Source organism: Pseudomonas sp. fls2-241-TYG-175 (genome assembly GCF_030209155.1).
Taxonomy (GTDB): Bacteria; Pseudomonadota; Gammaproteobacteria; order Pseudomonadales; family Pseudomonadaceae; genus Aquipseudomonas; species Aquipseudomonas viridiflava.
The window spans coordinates 1-21040 of the sequence record NZ_JARVSO010000048.1 but is presented as its reverse complement, the minus strand read 5'-3'; the positions used below and the strand labels follow the sequence as shown (position 1 = coordinate 21040).

General features: G+C 53.5%; 17 protein-coding genes and 1 pseudogene. 11 read left to right on the top strand and 7 right to left on the bottom strand.

The window, feature by feature from the left end; all coding sequences use genetic code 11:
* Positions 1-15 precede the first annotated feature (15 nt).
* On the bottom strand, positions 16-360 hold the full coding sequence (locus tag QRN20_RS24660) for a hypothetical protein (protein WP_004887302.1): 345 nt from the start codon (positions 358-360) through the stop codon (positions 16-18).
* 160 nt (positions 361-520) lie between these two features.
* On the opposite strand from QRN20_RS24660, the gene QRN20_RS24655 reads away from it, so the two are divergent.
* Positions 521-1309 carry a dienelactone hydrolase family protein gene (locus tag QRN20_RS24655; RefSeq protein ID WP_004887304.1) on the top strand — a complete coding sequence of 263 codons (789 nt, stop codon included), beginning with the start codon at positions 521-523 and terminating at the stop codon, positions 1307-1309.
* 436 nt (positions 1310-1745) lie between these two features.
* Positions 1746-2471, top strand: coding sequence for a 4'-phosphopantetheinyl transferase family protein (locus QRN20_RS24650; RefSeq protein ID WP_205853421.1), 726 nt, complete (start codon positions 1746-1748; stop codon positions 2469-2471).
* Positions 2472-2502: 31 nt separating this feature from the next.
* Here QRN20_RS24650 and fhuF read toward each other — a convergent pair whose 3' ends face one another.
* Genes fhuF through QRN20_RS24635 form a run of 3 tightly spaced genes read right to left on the bottom strand, consistent with a single transcriptional unit; the run spans position 2503 to position 5582 of the window.
* Positions 2503-3180 (bottom strand): siderophore-iron reductase FhuF, encoded by a 678-nt coding sequence (gene fhuF, locus QRN20_RS24645; protein ID WP_502942245.1) that lies wholly within the window; start codon positions 3178-3180, stop codon positions 2503-2505.
* 47 nt (positions 3181-3227) lie between these two features.
* Positions 3228-4838, bottom strand: a complete 1611-nt coding sequence (locus tag QRN20_RS24640) for an ATP-binding protein (protein ID WP_285361454.1) — start codon at positions 4836-4838, stop codon at positions 3228-3230.
* Positions 4839-4844: 6 nt separating this feature from the next.
* Positions 4845-5582 carry a response regulator gene (locus tag QRN20_RS24635; RefSeq protein ID WP_285361452.1) on the bottom strand — a complete coding sequence of 246 codons (738 nt, stop codon included), beginning with the start codon at positions 5580-5582 and terminating at the stop codon, positions 4845-4847.
* A gap of 688 nt (positions 5583-6270) precedes the next feature.
* Between QRN20_RS24635 and QRN20_RS24630 the strand changes: the two genes are divergently transcribed.
* The 6 genes from QRN20_RS24630 (at position 6271) to QRN20_RS24605 (ending at position 16359) form a co-directional block, all read left to right on the top strand.
* Positions 6271-9183: a ribonucleoside-diphosphate reductase subunit alpha gene (locus QRN20_RS24630; protein ID WP_004887321.1), complete on the top strand. Its 2913-nt coding sequence runs from the start codon at positions 6271-6273 to the stop codon at positions 9181-9183.
* An 847-nt stretch (positions 9184-10030) separates the two neighbouring features.
* Positions 10031-11278, top strand: a complete 1248-nt coding sequence (locus QRN20_RS24625) for a ribonucleotide-diphosphate reductase subunit beta (protein ID WP_029242457.1) — start codon at positions 10031-10033, stop codon at positions 11276-11278.
* Positions 11279-11424: 146 nt separating this feature from the next.
* Positions 11425-12477 carry a DNA cytosine methyltransferase gene (locus QRN20_RS24620; RefSeq protein ID WP_122446225.1) on the top strand — a complete coding sequence of 351 codons (1053 nt, stop codon included), beginning with the start codon at positions 11425-11427 and terminating at the stop codon, positions 12475-12477.
* Complete coding sequence (locus QRN20_RS24615; protein WP_122531780.1) at positions 12474-13538, top strand: HD domain-containing protein; 1065 nt, start codon at positions 12474-12476, stop codon at positions 13536-13538. The genes QRN20_RS24620 and QRN20_RS24615 overlap by 4 nt, the downstream gene beginning before the upstream one ends.
* A 12-nt stretch (positions 13539-13550) precedes the next feature.
* Positions 13551-15380 carry an ORC-CDC6 family AAA ATPase gene (locus tag QRN20_RS24610; protein WP_285361446.1) on the top strand — a complete coding sequence of 610 codons (1830 nt, stop codon included), beginning with the start codon at positions 13551-13553 and terminating at the stop codon, positions 15378-15380.
* Positions 15373-16359 carry a hypothetical protein gene (locus QRN20_RS24605; protein WP_285361445.1) on the top strand — a complete coding sequence of 329 codons (987 nt, stop codon included), beginning with the start codon at positions 15373-15375 and terminating at the stop codon, positions 16357-16359. Before QRN20_RS24610 ends, QRN20_RS24605 begins: the two co-directional genes overlap by 8 nt.
* A gap of 103 nt (positions 16360-16462) precedes the next feature.
* Here the strand turns inward: QRN20_RS24605 and QRN20_RS24600 are convergent, their stop codons facing one another.
* A complete protein-coding gene (locus tag QRN20_RS24600) occupies positions 16463-17605 on the bottom strand; it encodes a protein NO VEIN domain-containing protein (protein WP_285361443.1) in 1143 nt (380 codons plus the stop codon).
* Positions 17606-17658: 53 nt separating this feature from the next.
* A pseudogene (locus QRN20_RS26980) lies at positions 17659-17850 on the bottom strand (McrB family protein); the annotation flags it as partial.
* Between the two features lie 427 nt (positions 17851-18277).
* On the opposite strand from QRN20_RS26980, the gene QRN20_RS24595 reads away from it, so the two are divergent.
* Positions 18278-18853 (top strand): BRO-N domain-containing protein, encoded by a 576-nt coding sequence (locus QRN20_RS24595; protein WP_285361441.1) that lies wholly within the window; start codon positions 18278-18280, stop codon positions 18851-18853.
* Positions 18854-18963: 110 nt separating this feature from the next.
* Here the strand turns inward: QRN20_RS24595 and QRN20_RS24590 are convergent, their stop codons facing one another.
* On the bottom strand, positions 18964-19680 hold the full coding sequence (locus QRN20_RS24590; RefSeq protein ID WP_285361439.1) for a hypothetical protein: 717 nt from the start codon (positions 19678-19680) through the stop codon (positions 18964-18966).
* A 289-nt stretch (positions 19681-19969) separates the two neighbouring features.
* Here QRN20_RS24590 and QRN20_RS24585 point away from each other — a divergent pair, with 289 nt between their 5' ends.
* Together QRN20_RS24585 and QRN20_RS24580 are read left to right on the top strand one after the other, a co-directional pair.
* Positions 19970-20455 (top strand): Hcp family type VI secretion system effector, encoded by a 486-nt coding sequence (locus QRN20_RS24585; protein ID WP_122424061.1) that lies wholly within the window; start codon positions 19970-19972, stop codon positions 20453-20455.
* A partial coding sequence (locus QRN20_RS24580) for a DUF4225 domain-containing protein (protein WP_285361437.1) occupies positions 20452-21040 on the top strand: 589 nt, incomplete at its 3' end. The genes QRN20_RS24585 and QRN20_RS24580, both read left to right, overlap by 4 nt.

Here is a 21040-nt window from a genome sequence, read left to right as displayed (position 1 = left end):
GCCCCAGCCTTAATATCAGGAATGAATCGACAGCGTCGCATCGGTACTCAACAGCCGAGCGCTCACAGGCACATGCCGGGTTACATCATAGCTGCCCAGCAAAATATCACGGCTGACGGGCATGCCATTGTGGGTGCCCGACACCACGCCGTAAACCGGCGGCGAGTAAAGCGTCCCCACTGCAACATTCCTGCGGTCCTGCTGGCCCAGTTCGTGGCTCCAGCCGTTGGCATCATCAAGGCGTTCGCTGGTCTTGCCGAACTCGATACGCGTCGGCTCGACTCTGCCATCACCGGCTTGCGCCGCCGCACTACCACCCAGAAAAGCCAGGGCCAGGAAAAACTTGTTGATGTTCAACATGCGGACTCCTTTTGCGCTCGGGGACGCTGTCAAGGTATGGCTCAACAGTAAGCGTGCCGCCCTGAACCCCGACTGAACGCTGCATGAACCTGCGCTGAATGGCACCGAATCGGCTATTGTTGCCGTTCAATGCGACACCCCACTCAAGAAGGAGCTGAACATGCGCGTGTGGATGGCAGTGATCATGATGGGCCTTGCGGGACTTGCCCAGGCCGCGATCAAGACCGAACAGGTCGATTATAAAAGTGCCGACGGCACCAAACTGGTGGGTTACTACGCCTACGACGACGCGATAAAAGGCCCGCGCCCCGGCGTGCTGGTGGTTCATGAATGGTGGGGATTGAATGAATACGCCAAGCGTCGCGCCCGTGATCTGGCTGCGCTGGGTTACAGCGCCATGGCCATCGACATGTACGGCGACGGCAAGAACACCGAGCACCCGAAAGACGCCATGGCTTTCATGCAGGCCGCCCTCAAGGACAGCGACGCCGCCGACAAGCGTTTCGATGCGGGCCTTGAGCAATTGAAAAAACAGCCCCAGACCGACCCTGCAAAGATCGCCGCGATTGGCTACTGCTTCGGCGGCAAAATCGTGCTCGATGCAGCCCGTCGCGGTGAGCCGCTGGTGGGTGTGGTGAGTTTCCACGGCGCACTGGTCACCAACACGCCCGCCAAACCGGGCATCAAGGTGCCGATGCTGGTCGAACATGGCGCCAAGGACAGCATGGTGACGCCTGAAAACGTCGCGGCCTTCAAGAAAGAAATGGACGACGCCAAGGCTGACTACAAATTCGTCAGCATCGACGGCGCCAAACACGGCTTCACCAACCCCGACGCCGACCGCCTGAGCCATGGCGAACACGGCGGCCCGGACATCGGTTACGACAAGGCGGCTGACCAGAGTTCGTGGTCGGACATGCAGGTGTTCTTCAAGAAAATCTTTGGTTGATCTCTCGCAGGCTGATCGTGCCCATCGCGTGGGCATCCAGCCCGGACGCGGAGCGTCCTGAGAGGCATTCCCACGCGGAGCGTGAGGAACGATCACCGTCAGTGTGCTGATCGTGCCCATGCTCCGCGCTCATCGTTATACACAAGTCGCGATGAGCATCTGGTGCGAGCACGATTTCAGCAGTGGGAGCGGACTTGTCCGCGAAAACTGGTACATCCGACGAAGATGCAGCGTCTGAAACGCAGTATTCGCGGACAAGTCCGCTCCCACTTTCAGATACCGCATTCCTCCAAGGTCGATTTGTGTATAACGATGAGTGCTCCGCGTGGGTATGCAGCCCGGGACGCTCCGCGTCCTATTCCAAAGCGGACGCGGAGCATCGGATGGATCATCGCAAGCCTTCCCTCAAGCGCGATCCCCCGGCAAAATGCCGTTCATGACTCAATCACCTGCCCTTCCTGCCTGCTGTCCCGAACTTGTCCAGCACTGGCCGTTGCCTTACGCGGTACCCGGTGCGGTGCTGGTCAGTGGCCGTTTCGATCCGCTCAAGCTGGTCGATGGCGACTTTCAGCACACCGCTGTCGACAAACCTGCCAGCATCCAGCGCTCGGTTGCCAAGCGTCAGACCGAGTTTCTCGCCGGTCGTCTGTGTGCCCGCGACGCACTGCGCAGGCTTGACGGACGTCAGTACATCCCCGGCATCGCTGAAGACCGTGCGCCCATCTGGCCAGGCGAAATCTGTGGCTCGATCACCCACAGCACCGGCTGGGCCGCAGCCATCGTGGCGCACCAACAGCAATGGCGCGGGCTGGGACTGGACACCGAACATCTGCTGAGCCACGACCGTGCCTCGCGTCTGGCCGGGGAAATCCTGACGGCCAATGAGCTGGCGGACATGGCCAACGGGCCTGACGATCAGGTCGCCCAGCGCGTGACGCTGACCTTCTCGATCAAGGAAGCGCTGTTCAAGGCCCTCTATCCCATCGTGCAGCAGCGCTTCTACTTCGAGCACGCCGAGCTACTGGAATGGTCGCAGGACGGCAGTGCCCGCCTGCGCCTGCTGATCGACCTGTCCAGCGAATGGCACCACGGCAAGGAACTGGAAGGCCAGTTCAGCGTGCAGGACGATCATCTGCTGAGCCTGATCGCGATCCCTGCTTGATCAGTGCCATCGGGATCGCTGTCTTCTGGGATCAATCGCGCAGCGGACAATGCTCGCACCGACCGACCCACTCCACCTGATAACTCAGGCAACAGGCTTTTCGCTGCCTGCGCGGTTCGGCGTCTTCGGCCTGCGTTATATAGGCCACCGTCTGATACAGCGGATTGAGGCGGCCATCGGGACGTTTGCGCTCAGCCAGCAAGGCGAACCCTGCCGCCAATGATGCATGGCTGCCTGCGGCGAGTTCTGTCAGGCAGGTTTCCAGCGTATCCCCCACGCTGCTCCACAACACACTGCTCGCCAGCCCGCCGTAACGGCTTAGCGTGGTGATGAAAGGCTGCAGATTATCGTCGAGCAGACCGGCAAAGCGCTGGAACGGATCAGTCTCGACCTGCGCCAATACGACGACCTCTTCTGCGAACCGGATGCCCACCGGAAGCCCTCGCTCATCCAGCGTCAGCGAGACCTGATCCAGGTGCAGCGCGTAATGACGTCCTTCCAGAAGACTGGCCGACAGGACCGCCGGGATGATCTGCATGAAGTAATACTTCGCCCACTGCGACACCAGCACCGGCAAATGGCTGGGCATGAGCGTTGCGCCATAAAGACTCAGCAGCAGCGCGTCCAGCCGCTCGGGGTGCAGCAGGTCGGGCAGTGCCACGACGTCGCTGGCGGATGTACGAAGTTCAAGCTGGCTTTCATCAAACATAACTGACTGACTACTCCCACAAAAGCGATCTTTCGATGGATGACCCTTCACCTCGGCGCCTGCGTACGTGGCCAGGACAAACTGAAGCAAGCGCCGCCCAGGCTTTCACTTCGCCCGATCAGCGCTCGCCCTTCGTGCCAGTTGATGATGCGCCGCACAATCGACAGTCCCAGCCCGTGCCCGCCCGAGGCGCGTGTACGGCTGTCGTCGATGCGCATGAAGGGGGTGAATATCTGCTCCCAGGCGTCTTCCGGAACACCGGGGCCGTCGTCGTCCACGTCGATGCGGCAACGCTGCGCACCCAGGCGATAGCTGATGGACACCTGCGTTTCGGCATGGCGCATGGCGTTGCTGACCAGATTCTGCAAGGCCCGGTGCATGTACCGCGGTTCCGCCTCGACCCACGCCGTTTCACCTTCAGCCGCGGTGATGCACTCACCCCGTGAAACCCGCACATCAGCGCGCAACGGCGCCAGCTCGGCAATCACCTGATCAATCAACGCCTCCAGATCGATACGCTGGAAATTCAACGTCGGTGCCCCCTGTTCAAGCCGGGCGTACGTCAGCATTTCATCCACCAGTTTATCGAGGTCCTGAATATCGCTGTCCATGCCGCGCATGTACTTCAGGCGTGCTTCGGTCGTGGTCGCGTCGCTGACCATCTCCAGCCCGAAGCGCAAACGCGCCACCGGCGTGCGCAACTCATGGGACACCGCGCGCACCAGCTCGCGCTGAATCATCAGCGAACGCTGCAAATGCTCAGCCATGCTGTTGAAGGCCGCCGCCAAGCGCCCGACCGAATCCGAGCCCTCAGTGGGCACGCGCGTCTGCAGGCTGCCCTGAGCAATCAAGGTCGCCGCAGCTTCAAGCGCCAGCACCCGACGCTCCAGACGCCTCACCAGCAGGTACACCACCAGGCCGATGAAACACAGCCCCAGCAAGGCGATCAGCACCAGCCATTGCAACGGATAGGGATTCATCTGATACAGCGGGCCGATTTCCAGCACCCAATTGGTATCAACGATCCCGGCCAACACACGGATCGAGTCACCGCCCTTGCCCAGCGCCATGACCGTGTCGCCTTCATAGATGCGGCGACGCTGGTCGTCATCCAGATCAGCCTGATCCAGCGCCAGCAGGTGCATGTCGAAACCGAACCCCTTGTCGACCCGCAACGCCTGCAAGCGCGCCGGTTGCTCATCGACCGGAGAGCGCACCAATTCATCGATCAGCAGGTAAATAGTCGCCCTCGCCAGTTGCTCGGTGATCTGCTGCACCTCGCCCGTCAACAGCAGCGGCTCCTTGTCGCTCAACTGGCGATAGACCTTTGCCGCATGCGGGCCGATCTGCTCGACCACCACCTGCCCACGCGCCAGCCGACTGCGGGCGCTGCTGTCCAGTTGTGCCTGCTCAAGGCTTTGCAGACTCAGCGGAATACCCAGCAAACGCTCCCAGACCGCCAGCGCACGACGACGCTCCACATCGTTGAGGGCGATCAGGTTATCGGCCATGACCGTGAACGTGCCGTGGGCCAGTCGCTCGCGGTACTGCTCGCCACGCGCCTGATTGAGGCCATGCAGCGCGAGCATGCCGAGCAGCGCCACCAGCACCAGAACGCCCAGCATGCCGCCATAGATACGCAGAAAGATCGAATTCATGACAGGTCAGCCGCTGAACACATGGCCGCTCATGTCCTGCGCGGCTTCAGGCACGAACAGATAGCCCTTGCTGCGCAAGGTCTTGATCAGACGCGGGTGGATAGGATCGTCGCCAATCTTGGGACGGATGCGCGAGATGCGCACATCAATGGAGCGATCCTGCCCGTCATACCCCACGCCGCGCAGGGCCGTGAAGATTTCTTCACGGGACAGCGTGCGCCCGGCGTTGGCCACCAACAGCCACAACAGGTCGAACTCGGCACCCGTCAGTTCGATGCTCTCTTCGCGCAACCAGGCCTCGCGCAGTGCGTTGTCCACCACCAGCGGCCCGAACACCAGCCTGCGCAGCTCGGCCGCGGGCACCTGTGGCGCCTCACTACGGCGCAGCAGGGCGTGAATACGCGCCAATAGCACGCGCGGGTGAACCGGCTTGCAGACGAAATCGTCAGCGCCGGTGTCCAGCCCCTGAATATGGTCGGTGTCGTCAGTGCGGGCGGTGAGCATCAGGATCGGCCCGTCGTAGCGGTCGCGCACCTTGCGGCAAATACTGAAGCCGTCTTCGCCGGGCAGCATCAGGTCGAGGATGACCAGATCCGGCTGTTCCTGAATGATGCGCGCTGCCGCCAGCGCGCCATTGCCTTCGATGCTGACGCTCAGGCCGTTGTTCTGAAGGTAGTCGCAGGTCAGTTCCGCCAATCGCTGATCGTCCTCGACGATGAGCACCTGCCAGGTATGTGGCTCCACGAAGGGCTTCCTTTTGTTGTTATCGAATAGCGGATTCAGGCACCGCCGCATCGCGCGGATGTCCGGCGATTGTAGCAATCGCGCGGCAAACCACACGACATGCCAGATGCCCCTTGCAGGCTGCTTTTTCTGTGATAGGGTTCGCGCCCGCAAAAATCCGTTGCAGCCCAATGACATCTGTAAAAATCAGTGACAAACGGTCCGACGCAGCAGCCATGCGGCCTACACGCGATGTCGGTGATTCATACACAAAGTACTCACAAGTTTATCCACAGGTCGTACGTTGCAATTGATGTCCGAAACGCATTATCTTGTAGCCCGACCTGCAGTCACACCCTACATGTAGGGTTTTCTGCGAAAACTCCAGCACAACTCAATTGAAAAATTCAAGCATTTTTCTTGCGTTTGAGGGGTTGAACTTTAAGACGTAATCAGTAACCAAACCGCGCGCGCTTACACCCAGGCGACCCGGTACACGTCTTGCAACATAGAACACGCAAGCTTCATCAGATCTGCAAGGGATTGGGCACATGACCCAGTCCCTTTTTGACTTCAAAACCCGGAAGCGGCCAAACCCGCCTCCACCTCCGTTTTGGAGTCATTGAGTCGTCCGGTTGGCGACTCACTGTCACAAAACGGAAAGGTGGGCAGCGATGCCCGAACAAACTTAAAGAACGTGGAGACACCCATGCAAACAGACACAACTCGCGAGAACTCGCCGACCACTGCGCCGTTGTCAGGCCAGGCCCAGCAGGACCTGTCCGCAACCGCTCCTGGTCAACTGCGCGTGATCAAGCGTAACGGCACTGTCGTCGCTTACACCGATGACAAGATCACCGTTGCCATCACCAAGGCGTTTCTTGCAGTTGAGGGCGGCGCTGCTGCCGCCTCGTCGCGCATCCACGACACCGTTGCCCGCCTGACCGAACAGGTCACCGCCACCTTCAAGCGTCGCATGCCTTCGGGCGGCACCATCCACATCGAAGAAATCCAGGACCAGGTCGAACTGGCCCTGATGCGTGCCGGCGAGCAGAAAGTGGCCCGCGACTACGTCATCTACCGTGACTCGCGCGCCAAGGAGCGTGCCGTTCGTGCACCGGAAGACGAAGTCCAGGCTCACCCGTCGATCCGCATCACCCGCGCTGACGGCAGCTTCGCGCCGCTCGACATGGGCCGCCTGAACACCATCGTTACCGAAGCGTGCGAAGGTCTGGCTGAAGTCGACGCCGACCTGATCCAGAACGAAACCCTGAAGAACCTGTACGACGGCGTTGCGCTGAAAGACGTCAACACCGCGCTGGTGATGACTGCCCGTACGCTGGTCGAGCGTGAGCCGAACTACTCGTTCGTGACCGCCCGCCTGCTGATGGACACCCTGCGTGCCGAAGGCCTGAGCTTCCTGCAAGTGGCCGAAAGCGCCACGCACCACGAGATGGCCGACCTGTACGCCAAGGCATTGCCTGCCTACGTCGCTGCGGGTATCAAGTACGAGCTGCTCAACCCTGTGCTGGCCGAGTTCGACCTCGAGAAGCTGGGCAAGGCGATCAACCACGAGCGTGATCAGCAGTTCACTTACCTGGGCCTGCAGACCCTGTACGACCGTTACTTCATCCACAAGGATGGCGTACGTTTCGAACTGCCGCAGATCTTCTTCATGCGCGTGGCCATGGGCCTTGCCATCGAAGAGAAGGCTCGTGAAGACCGCGCCATCGAGTTCTACAACCTGCTGTCGTCCTTCGACTACATGTCGTCGACCCCGACACTGTTCAACGCCGGCACCCTGCGTCCACAGCTGTCCAGCTGCTACCTGACCACCGTGCCGGATGACCTGTCGGGCATCTACCACGCGATCCACGACAACGCCATGCTGTCCAAATTCGCAGGCGGTCTGGGCAACGACTGGACGCCGGTTCGTGCGCTGGGCTCCTACATCAAGGGCACCAACGGCAAGTCGCAAGGCGTCGTGCCGTTCCTGAAAGTGGTCAACGACACCGCTGTAGCAGTCAACCAGGGCGGCAAGCGCAAGGGCGCTGTCTGTGCCTACCTGGAAACCTGGCACATGGACATCGAAGAGTTCATCGAGCTGCGCAAGAACACCGGTGATGACCGTCGTCGTACCCACGACATGAACACCGCCAACTGGATCCCTGACCTGTTCATGAAGCGCGTCTTCGATGACGGCCCGTGGACCCTGTTCTCGCCATCCGAAGTACCGGACCTGCACGACCTGACCGGCAAGGCCTTCCAGGAGCGTTACGAGTACTACGAAGCGCTGACCGAATACCCAGGCAAGATCAAGCTGTTCAAGACCATCCAGGCCAAGGATCTGTGGCGCAAGATGCTCTCGATGCTGTTCGAAACCGGCCATCCATGGCTGACCTTCAAGGACCCGTGCAACCTGCGCAGCCCGCAGCAGCACGTGGGCGTGGTTCACAGCTCGAACCTGTGCACCGAGATCACCCTCAACACCAACAAGGACGAGATCGCTGTCTGCAACCTGGGCTCGATCAACCTGCCGAACCACATCGTCAACGGCAAACTGGACACCGACAAGCTCAAGCGCACTGTCGACGTAGCCGTTCGCATGCTCGATAACGTCATCGACATCAACTACTACTCCGTGCCGCAGGCCAAGAACTCCAACCTGCGCCACCGTCCGGTCGGCCTGGGCATCATGGGCTTCCAGGACGCGCTGTATCTGCAGCACATCCCGTACGGTTCCGATGCTGCCGTGCAGTTCGCCGACTCCTCGATGGAAGCGGTCAGCTACTACGCCATCCAGGCGTCCTGCGACCTGGCCGACGAGCGTGGCGCCTACGAGACGTTCCAAGGTTCACTGTGGTCCAAAGGCATCCTGCCGCTGGATTCGCAACAGATCCTGATCGAGCAGCGTGGCGAGAAGTACATCGACGTCGACCTGAAGGAATCCCTGGACTGGGCACCGGTACGTGCCCGTGTGCAGAAAGGTATCCGTAACTCGAACATCATGGCCATCGCACCGACCGCCACCATCGCCAACATCACCGGTGTGTCGCAGTCGATCGAACCGACCTACCAGAACCTGTACGTGAAATCGAACCTGTCGGGCGAATTCACCGTGATCAACCCGTACCTGGTTCGCGACCTCAAGGCTCGCGATCTGTGGGACTCGGTCATGATCAACGACCTGAAGTACTACGACGGTTCGGTGCAGCAGATCGAGCGCATCCCGCAGGAGCTCAAAGAGCTGTACGCAACTGCCTTCGAAGTGGACACCAAGTGGATCGTCGACGCGGCAAGCCGTCGTCAGAAGTGGATCGATCAGGCTCAGTCGCTGAACCTGTACATCGCTGGCGCATCGGGCAAGAAGCTGGACGTGACCTACCGCATGGCCTGGTACCGTGGTCTGAAAACCACTTACTACCTCCGTGCCTTGGCTGCGACCAGCACCGAGAAGTCGACCGTCAACACCGGTAAGCTCAATGCAGTATCGAGCGGCGGCCACGGCCCGGACGACTCGGCCATCACCGCCCCGCGCCCGACCGAAGCCGCACCGGCAGGTCCGGCACCGGTTCCAAAGGCGTGCGCCATTGACGAGCCGGATTGCGAGGCTTGCCAATAAGGCTGAGCGTCTGAGCCCAGTACGGCAGTAAACAAAAAGCCCCTTTTCAGGGGCTTTTTGTTGCGCTGGATAAACTCGATTATGTGATCGTGCCAATGCTCCGCGTTGGCATGCCGCCCGTGACGCTCTGCGTCCCATTGGGTCTGAAAAAACAAGGTCTAAAGCTGCGCGCAAATACAGTCTGTGTTGAAGAAACACTGAAAGGCGCCAATACACCGCTCGTCGATTCCCGCATGAATTCGCAGTTAAAATCAGCGCCGAAAAAGACCGCCAATCATCCCCTCAAATATCTCATCACGCCAAGAAGCCCAGCAGCCGCGATGCGCAGGAAATCTACCTATTACGCATCGGTGAAAACCGGACCTATGTGCGACAACGCAGCCTGTTGCCCAAAACCGGCAGGCACTATATGCTGCGTTTCGAAATGTAAAAAACACTAGATAAGGGATTCAGCTGAATTTCATGCGGCTCTCAGCAATGCGTAAACCGATGCTGAAGCCTGCGAGAAAAAAGCGTGAATCACCCACCGAAATCTACTTTCGGTTCAACAAGTGCCGGGCAAAATCTGTATAATCCCGCGCTCGCTTCAGGGTACTCGAATGACAATTTGCATCAGCAAAATTGCATCACCTCAAAGCAATCCAGATCACTCGCTTTGCTCGCCTGTAGGGCATTGCCACGGCAGCAAACCGAACGGACGACCGACACGCTCATAACCGGTCAATCGCGGCATCAAAGACAGCCTCAATTTCAGTATCTGCGTTTTCGACCTGACGACGTGGGCACTTCACACCTTAAAATCTAACCAAGGTCGCTACGGCGATCCTCAAGCGGGAGCCTCATCACCATGCTGAGCTGGGACGAATTCGATAAAGAAGACGGCGAAGTAGTTGCCAAAGCGGCTAACGCCGGTCACGCCAACGAAGCCAACATGGACCGCCTCGACAGCGCCGGTGGCGCAGCGGCCCAGGAAGCACGTGCCGTCACCGCCAACGACTCCGCAGCCTTGGTCCGCGCCAAGAAGGCGCTGGATGCACTGGACGTCGCTGAAGGTCTGGCCGAACTCGAAGGCGCCAGCGCTCGCGTTGCCGTTGACGAAAAGATGATGATCAACTGCCGCGCCGACCTGAACCAGCTCGTACCCTTCAAGTACGACTGGGCCTGGCAGAAGTACCTGGACGGTTGCGCAAATCACTGGATGCCGCAAGAAGTCAACATGACCGCCGACATCGCCCTCTGGAAAAACCCGGAAGGCCTGACCGACGACGAACGCCGCATCGTCATGCGCAATCTGGGCTTCTTCTCCACCGCCGACTCGCTGGTTGCCAACAACCTCGTACTGGCCGTGTACCGCCTGATCACCAACCCGGAGTGCCGCCAGTACATTCTGCGCCAGGCCTTCGAGGAAGCGATCCACACCCACGCCTACCAGTACTGCATCGAATCGCTGGCCATGGATGAAGGCGAGATCTTCAACATGTACCACGAGATTCCATCGGTCGCGAAGAAAGCAGCCTGGGGCCTGAAGTACACCCGTTCGATCTCCGATCCGAAGTTCGAAACCGGCACCGTCGAAACCGATAAGGAACTGCTGCGCAACCTGATCGCCTACTACTGCGTTCTGGAAGGCATCTTCTTCTACTGCGGCTTCACCCAGATCCTGTCCATGGGCCGTCGCAACAAAATGACCGGCGTCGCCGAGCAGTTCCAGTACATCCTGCGCGACGAATCCATGCACCTGAACTTCGGCATCGACGTGATCAACCAGATCAAGATCGAAAACCCGCACCTGTGGGATGCCGAGATGAAAGAAGAAGCCACGCAGATGATCCTGCAGGGCACTCAGCTGGAAATCGAATACGCACGTGACACCATGCCGCGCGGCGTACTGGGCATGAACGCAGCGATGATGGAGGACTACCTCAAGTTCATCGCCAACCGTCGCCTGAGCCAGATCGGTTTGAAGGAAGAGTACCCAGGTACCACCAACCCGTTCCCATGGATGAGCGAGATCATGGACTTGAAGAAAGAGAAGAACTTCTTCGAGACTCGGGTTATCGAGTATCAGACAGGTGGGGCGTTGAGCTGGGATTAAAGCTATAGCAATATAAAAAGCCTCTATGAGGCTTTTTTTCATTTAAATGCGATAATATCTTTTTTTAACAGTGCCTTTCTGATAGCTTTTTCCTAGGTAGAGATTCGGCATATGTTAACGGACTAATTTTTTGAGAAGTGACGGACGTGCTAGGAATTGATCTGTTCTGCGGGGCTGGTGGAATGTCAACGGGAGCACAGCTAAGCGGCATCAACGTACGCTTTGCGGTAGAAATAGACTCCAATGCAATAAAGACTTTTAAAAGCAATCATCCTGAGACCGTGCTAATTCACAAAAACGTGAAGGATGTATCATCTAAAGACATGCCAATTATTGGCAATGAATTAAAGGTACTTTTTGGAGGGCCACCATGCCAAGGGTTTTCAACTTCAAACCAAAAAAATAGAAGTACGACAAACCCAAACAACTGGCTATTTGAAGAGTACTTGCGAATTGTTAAGGAAACAAAACCGGACTGGGTAGTATTTGAAAATGTTAAAGGTTTAATTGAGACTGAAAACGGCTATTTTTTAGAAAAAGTTTTGGATGGTTTCAAACAGGCTGGTTACGCCACTAGTCATTTCGTACTTAATTCAGCAGATTACGGAGTGCCCCAAAGGAGAAACCGCCTATTTATCATAGGATCTCTGCATGGCATAACTTTAACGGCGCCGCCAGCAGTGTCATTTAAAAGAGTTAGTGTTCAAGAGGCCATTGAGGACTTGCCACTATTAGAGAATGGTGACACCCGAGATCTTCTTGGCTACTCAAGAAAACCAAAGTCTGATTATGCAAAACTAATACGCAACAATAATAAAGAATGCTGGAACAATATAGTAACAAAAAATGCGAAACACATTATAGAGCGATATAAGCACATTCCGCAAGGTGGAAACTGGGAAGATATCCCTCTAGCACTTATGCAGAACTATAAAGATGCGACCCGCTGCCATACAGGAATCTACCGAAGATTAAAAGCAGACGAGCCATCGGTGGTAATTGGTAATTTTAGGAAAAACATGTTAATTCATCCATGGCAGGATAGAGGTCTATCAGTGAGAGAAGCTGCACGCTTACAGTCTTTCCCAGACGCATTCAAATTTTACGGATCTATAGGTTTTCAACAGCAACAAGTAGGGAATGCTGTGCCCCCAATCCTTGCAAAAGCTGTTTTTGATATGCTGAGGGCTGCGACATGAGTACTCTAACCAACCCTCAACTTCTTGAAAAAATCTTCATAGCAAAAAGTAGTGAAACCTCAAAGTTTCCAAGAATGCCTAACAACTACTATACTCAGTACTGTGGTTTCGTAAATATGCTACGCGTAGATATTTATCCACAAGTCGATACTGGATTAGCAGTAAACTCTGAAGCTCACGGCTACTATACAGCACACAACTCTGAGCACTTTGACGAAGTAGTGCGCTATGCAGGCGATTTGCTGGGAGCTAGTGAAGATAATATCGACACATGGTCCGTACTTAGTCCCTATGAGCTATATGTACTATTGGTGGCCATTCGCATTCATGACGTAGGCAACATCCATGGGCGTGACGATCATGAAAAAAAATGTTTTCCCTTCCTTTTACAACATCAGGCTTTGGTAGGAGGTGATCCATCGGAACTGAAAATAATAGCAAAAATCGCCGAATCACATGGTGGCTATATAAATGGAAATAAAGATACGATTGGTGAATTACACACCACGGAAACTATAGCGAATATTGAAATAAGACCGCGCCTTATTGCAGCCACATTAAGGTTTGCTGACGAAATATGTGAGCATAGCGGGAGAGCAGCTCGCTACCTATTGAAGCATGGAATATTACCACCTCAAAGTGAAGTCTATCACAAGTATGCGGCTGCCATAAAAGGATCAAAATATGCAACTAAAGAGCAAACCGTAAGAGTTGAGTTCGAACTTAAAACAGAACATGTAAGCAAACCTTGGGGTTGCGGCATTAGAAAAGACGGCGACAAAGAAATAGACTCGGTTTACCTAATAGATGAAATACTTGATCGTCTAGAGAAAATGAATCGGGAAAGAAAATACTGCAATATGTATACCCGAGGAATTTATGCAGTCGAAGCAATTCGAGCAAAGATAACCATTGTTGACGATCATCATGACCAGATTGAGTCGATCAGAGTACCTGATTTGATCGATACCGGTTACCCTGACAAGAGCACTAAAAGCTTAAGGGAACAGTTGATAGAGCATAGCGGAATTGCTCTCTCACAAAAATATTCAAATCACTAAAAGGATTTAAATTTGAACATTCAGTCATCCGAAATAAAAACCAATCCTTTCTCGGTGAAAACGCCCGAAAATCTGACAGCAGAGGAATTGGTAGATCTATTTGTACCGTATGCTGAGTACGACAACTTACAGTTGAGTGGCCATCAATTTTTACACGGCCACAGAGGCAGCGGTAAAAGTATGATGCTTAAAATGATGACTCCTGACGCACAGCGGATTACAAGAAACTGCTCGCTTTATGAGTTACCGTTTTACGGAGCATACTTATCTATAAAGGCTACAGAGATTAATTCCGCTGAATACTCTCGAATTGAAAGTGAGCCTAGCGGATATATACTATCAGAACATGTTTTAGCAACGAAAATATTAAGCGCATTGTTTGTATCAATCCTGTCAAACTGCATACCCCATCTTGAAGCATCTCAAACGAACCAAAACATTCATAACTTTTCTAAATCAATTCTAATTAAAAGACTCCAATACGTAGGATGGTCAAAAGATCTGACGAACAACGAAAATATATCAAGCATTTCTCAAATTATTGAAATATTTGATATGTTACAGGCTATGACGGTTAGTTATATTAAACGGAGAGCATTTTCAAAAGACTACCTGCCTTACACCGGCCCGTTGCTAGGCTTTCAAGATGTATTGCAACCGGTAATAAAAGGCTTGAGAGATTCTGGTATAATTCCAGACTGTCCGGTCTTTCTGCTTTTGGATGATGCTGACAATCTGACACTGCAGCAGACCAAAGTCTTAAATACATGGGTATCATATAGAAGCACGGATGTGCTATCTCTCAAAATATCTACACAACTGGGTTACAAAACGTACTCGACGTCTTCTGGAATAAAAATTGAAGCACCGCATGACTATTCCGAGATAAACTTTACTTCTGTCTACACCGGATCACTAAAAGAAAACTACCCTAAGCTAATTGAAAAGATAGTCCAAAAAAGATTGAGAAGAAGTGGGTATGGAGATATTAAGCCTTCGGCTTTTTTCCCTGTTGATGAGAACCAGGAGAAAGCAATTAAAGATATTTCTTCCGAGTTAAAAGATAGCTGGGGCGACAGCTCTAGCGGTGGTTATCGTGCAGGTGATGATGCATATAGAGCCGCGAGACCAGAGTATATCCGACGCTTATCCGGAATATCTAAGCAAGGCTCAAACTATAAGTACGCGGGCTTTGAACAGTTAATCCATATATCATCAGGGATAATTAGGTTTTTTCTAGAACCAGCTGCACGAATGTTCGCAGACCAGGTTAAGTATAATGACGGAAACTTAGTAACGCATATTTCCGCCGCAATCCAAGATGATGAAATTCGTAAACAATCGGATGAATTGCTAATAGACAAGTTCGATGAAATGCGAGGTGAGGTTCAGAATGATCCAGACATAACATCAGATCTTGGCAATATCGACCGGCTCAGAAATCTAATTCAAGGATTAGGCTCTCTTTTCCAAGCCCATATTATGGATGAAAAAGCCTCTCAAAGAAGACTGTTTTCATTTATCATCAGCGACACACCCAGTCTAGAGCTTGAAGAAATAATAAAAATGGGTGTAAAGTATGGCTATCTTTACGCTGACACCACAGGTAATAAAAGCGGCATGGGACGTACGAAGCTTTACGTATTATCTCGAAGACTAGCTCCCGCATTCAAGCTAGACCCTATAGGATTTTCCGGATATCTCTCCCTCAAAAATGATTTTTTACTTGAGATATCTGAAAGGCCTAACAAATTTGTTAATCGTTTACGCAAACAAGGGATAAGTAATACACTAGCAGAGTCTCCACAGCTATCACTTTTAGGAGATAACGACAATGCATAAAATAAAATTAAACTTGCTAAACGAAGAATTTGCCGGGCGTCAGTTTGCTCTTTTGATTGGCTTAGGATTCGACCAACGTAGCTTGTGCGCAGTTGAAAACTTAGCAAAAGATCTTCCGCAGAAGACTATTGGAATACTTAACCCTGTAAGGGCCGGAACACCTCAAACGAACTACCATGAAGACTTCATATCCAAGACTAAAGAAACGCGTGAATTAATAGGCTTAAACTCACACTCACTCATCAACACTATAGACCGACTACAAGAAGAAATACAAAACCTTAAAGTATTAAAGCTAGATATTATACTGGACATAACGTCATTATCTCACGAGCTATTAGTTGCGATTATCGGCCTTCTGGCAAGTGAAAATCTATTTAAAAAAACTACGATAATCTATACCACGGCCTCAGAGTATAGTTATAACACCGACAACAACTCAAAATGGCTTAGCAGAGGCATATCTGACATCCGATCTATATTGGGCTTTCCTGGGATGATGCTTCCATCCAGAAAACTTCATTTGATCATCATGGCGGGATTTGAATCAGATCGCGCCATGGAAGTAATTTCTAGATATGAACCCGCGAGATTGTCTATCGGTTATGGCTCTAGAAAAGATTCTGTGCTTTTAGAACACCATAATACGAACAGAGAATTCGCTAAAAATATTTTCAACTATGTCATCGAGAACGAACTTGTAGATGACTCGCCATTACAATTTGAATTTTCATGTAACAATCCACTAACCACTAAAAAAATACTAATTAATCATATAAACAGTTTCCCAAATGACAATATAATTATATGTGCGCTTAATAATAAAATATCGACAATTGGCGCTGCTTTAGCCGCTCTCGAAAATCCAAAAATTCAAATATGTTATGCTCAACCTCAAGAATACAACATCTTAGGATATGTCAAACCCGGGGATGAAGTAACCATTATAGATTTACCTGTAGATGCTGATTTTTATTGAGCACAGGTGGGTCCTAGCTTAGGGACCCACCTTACGACTCAATAATTTTGGATATAGCGTCGTTTTCTAAAGTGTAGGTATTATCAACTACCATTTAAATAAATTAATATGAAAACTGCTCACGAAAGCTGGCCCTATAATCCAAAGGCTTTAAATATAAATATTTTGAAATATCGCCATTCAAAATAAAAAGCTTTGGATCTTGGCGAAACTGAAATAAGCGATATAAATAAAAACGATCAACCATCTCCTTCGAGAACTCGAGTTCGTTGTGGCTAATCACAAATGAGGTTTCAACATTTCCATTAGTCGTTTTTACCTCTATGTAGCGTTTCAAATCTTCTTGATCGAATGAGAGAATATCGAAACCCGCTCCGTCTCCCAGACGATCGGACACCCAGTCGACATGCTGAAATAGCTCCGGAAGTTTGAGTTCAGTCAGTCTATGCTGTTCAAAACCAACAACCCATTCTTCACCTGCACGCCCCAAAGAGCGGTTAGCTTCGTCACGCGCGGCATAGTCGAAACGACGTGGAATTCTTTCTCGTCGCTTAGTCTTGGACGTGCCTACCGCCGGACGAAAGCTTGGCGGTTCAACCAATACAGCTTTGTAGTTTTTTTCGCCAGGAGTCTTTACTTCCTCAAGTGCATCGACAATTTTTGAAACCGTGGAGACGTGTCCATTCAAAAATGCCTGGACCGCTTTACGCAATAACAGCTGCGTATTTCCTCTAGGCTTGTAACCACTGATAAAGGGAAGGCCAAGATCAGATAAAACAGCACTGATATTTGAGTGTTTCATTTCTACCGAGCCTTTAGTACGATTGTTAAGCTTCTTTCTTAACGCGCTATTATGCTCGGTTTTGTTGTAGCGAGTTTCCTCTGCTTCAAGCTGCAGCATTCTGAAGTACTCAGCTACAGCAGCATCCACCTCTGCCTCAGACCAGTCCGTCCCGATCCGAATGACTTCATAGCCCAATGCTTCAAGCGTAGGAACCACTGTTTTCTCTCCGCCCGAAAAAGCTTTAGCAGTCAACGCTTCCTCATTCAGATGCTGCTTGCCGTATGCAACGCCAGCGATAGCTTTGGAATCGCATAGTTCACCGTTTTTAGGATTGCGAACAAGGAAATCACGCGATTGACCGTATCCGTAACGCTTAAGGAATCCCTCACGTCCCATCTCAGTGAATTCATCCATAGCAACCTGGACAGCTTCAGGACTCTGCAGGCGAAAAATTCTAGACATTACCGGATATCCCACACGAGCGATGGGCCTTCAGGCCCCGTTATTGGAGTCGACGAGCTAGAAGACTGCCAAGCAGTAAAACGTTCCGCTTTGAACACAGAAACAAACCGTATTCTCCAAGCCATTCGATCATCCGGATTTCTGGCGAGAAAAGGTTGATCAAGAATCTGCAACGTCGCTTCGACTGTGGCGTAGGTTTTCCCCGTACCGGGCGGACCGAAGAAAATCTGATTAAGCGAAGGCATTGCGGAACGTCCTTGTAGGAAAATTCCGTCAACAGTATCTAGATTGCCAGCACGGGTAAAGCAAAGGGTTGGTCGTTCTGGAGATTGTGCGAGGGCGCGAGAATGTGACGCGGAGCGTCACGGGCTGCATTCCCACGCCGGAGCGTTGGAACGATCAGATTGAGCTGTCTGAATGCCACTCAAACGAACGGAAAAATCTGACATTAGCGCCGCCCCCTATCCGATAGCAGAGCGTTAAGTACGCGTTTATCTTAACCGCCGGTGCCTAAGAAACACCCAACGTAGACACAGTGACTTCAGCATTAGCTCTGAATTTTTCGTTCTATTCGAACGCGAACTCAGAAATGCCGAGCCGCTCCGTTGGGATTTCTTAAGCCCGCTCTACGTTGGTCTTAGCGCCATTCCAAGTCCTTTGTAGAGGTTCAGCATGTTCAGCGACAGATTCAAGGCACAGGCTCATCAACTTCAAGCGGAAACGTGCGCCTACGTACCCACCCTCTTCCACCGCCACAACCGCCCTCTCAAGGCCCTGCTCTACGAACACCAACCCTGGTTCAGCGCCCGCAATCTCGGTCGCCTCATAGGCTGGCCGTTGAACGAGCGCACGATGCGCAAGCTCGATGCGGACCAGTACCGAATGATGACGCTTGAGCAGCACAGCGGCCCTGAGCCGGAGTTGATGGTGAGTGAGTCGGGGGCTTACGCGATGTTGGTGCATCACTATCACGCGGAGAATCGCGGTTTGCGGCAGTGGTTGACCCACGAGGTGGTGCCGATGCTGCGGGACGCCGAGGTGCCGTCTGATGATCACGCGCCGCACCTGAGCATGCTGCAATGGCCGGGGTTGTCGGTGAGTGTGTTGCACTGGCAGAGCGAGCCGTGGATCAGGCTGCGGGACATGCCGTTGATGCTGGCTCATCCGCAGATGCAGACTGAGCCGGCGCCGCGACACGTGAGCAAGCGGTGGTGGCGTTCGGCATTGCCGGTGTTTCGGCTGGGGTGAGTGTGATGAGGTGGCCGTCCAGATTGGCGGCCACTGGTTTGGATGTTCAGCCGTTGCGCTGAGCCGCGCTGTGGGGAAGTCGATGTTGCGCGTTTGCAGCCCGCGTCGAGCTAACCCTTCTTGCGCTCCATCGCCAGTTCCGTCAGGGCGATCATGCGGTCGTCGCGGGTCAGTACGTTCTGGGCGTAGCCACACAGCAGGTACAGGAAGAGATTGACTGCCGCCAGGGTGAACACCCAGTCCAGGTAGAGTGCGAACGAGCCCATGCCGAACAGGGTTTTGTACAGACTGACGAGCCCGGCTGACAGGGCAAGCACGCCCGGGGCGATGCCGATGTTCTGCAGTACGCCGGTGACCAGACGCAGGCGTCTCTCGAAGCCGCTGCGCTCGTTTTTCAGTTCAAGCGCGCCGAGTGCCAGTGTATGACTGGAAAGCGATGTCAGGAGCGGCAGGAATTGTTCGTCGATGAGCAGGCGGGTTCTGATGTTGATGCCCGCCAGACCGGCGAAGGGTGCAGCCAGCACATTTCTCACCGAGTCTCGGTAACGCCCGATGCACAGAACCGGGTAGGCAAAGAGCGCCCCATACGAAACCGCGATCAGTCCCCAGCTGGTGTAGTAGATCCAGCGCATGGGTTCGATCAGGCCTGCGAGTGCGACCAGTACGGCGAGGAACAGCGGAGCGGTCACGCATGACCAGAAGCGTTTGGTGCTCATCTGCAGTCGTCTGCTGGTGCTGTGCTCCTGTCGTAGCGTCTCGACGACATGCCTGTCGGCTTGTTCGATCTGGGCTTTGATGTGCAGGTACTGTTCGATTTCGTTGCTCATGGCTTTCCTTGAACGACTGTGAACGCAGTGTGTTGGCGTTCGGGCGTTCATCAGAGCGCAAAGCAATCCGGGCGTTAATGACTGGAGCCTTATGATGATGTCAGGCAAATCTGATTAAGTTATGGGGTGCTTCTTACGACGTTGAGGACTAGCGCCAATCAAGGCTTCCTAGGTCTGATCGGATCACGACGTCGGCATTGTTCGCCAAAGGCATTTTCAGACGCGTCCTACATTCATTCCGGGATCCCGAAAATACACTGCCCGTTCTCTTTTTCAGGACGATCGCAGAATGGCTAACCACGGTTACATGACCATCAAAGGCAAGGATCAAGGCCTCATTTCTGCAGGATGCTCTAGCCCCGAGTCGATGGGTGCGAAATGTCAGGCGGGTCACCTGGACGAGATCATGGTGCTGTCGCTGACCCATAACATGAGCAACATCGACAACATCAAGCACGCCACTCACCGACCGGTCGTCATCACCAAACACGTCGATAAATCCTCCCCAATGCTCGGTCAGGCGCTCGCCAATCGGGAGCCGGTTGATTGCACAGTCGACTTCTATCGCACCTCGCCCACAGGCGTTCAGGAGAAGTTCTACACCGTTGAAATCCGGGAAGGCATCATCGCCGACCTGACACTCGACATGCCCCACGCCATTCTGCAGAACGACGCAGAACCCCAAGAGCATGTCGCCATCCGCTACCGGGACATCATCTGGACCCATCACCAGGGAAACACCAGCGGCTACGCCTCGTGGATCGCAGAGGAATGAGCCTGCCGGAGAGGCAACGGTCGTCCGGGCGCCACGACGACCTGTGGCAGGTCAGCGAGGCGGCAGGCCATCTCGCCGGACAGGCTTGTACGGTGTCTGCCCGGCACATCCGCGACGGGACGCTCAGGCTGCAGTTCAATCGGGACGTGGCCTATTACGCGCAAGGGATTGTTCGGGATGTGGAGGCCGGCAGGAAGAGTGTTGATGAGGGGCTGGAGGCGATTGAGACGACGCAGCGTAGCTTCGTAGAGCAGTCACTTGAGATCGGTAAAAAAAGCGTCGGCATCCTCGCAGGGACTCTGCAGGTCACTAACGGTGTAGCCGTGTGCTACGGCTCCTTCGGGACGCTCTGCCTCGTGTTTGGAGTCCCTCTGATGGCGCATGGGGCTAACAACATCTATGAGAACGGACGCAATCTTATCGAAGACCGCTCGGATACACAGGGGCCGACACGAAAGGCGTATCAGGAACTTTCGAAACTGGCGGGAGGGACGGAGTTTCACGGCAACATGGCTTATGGGACGGTAGACCGTAAGCGCTCCATAAACCCCACCTGGCTAAAGACAGGTAAAGCGCTTAGCTGTG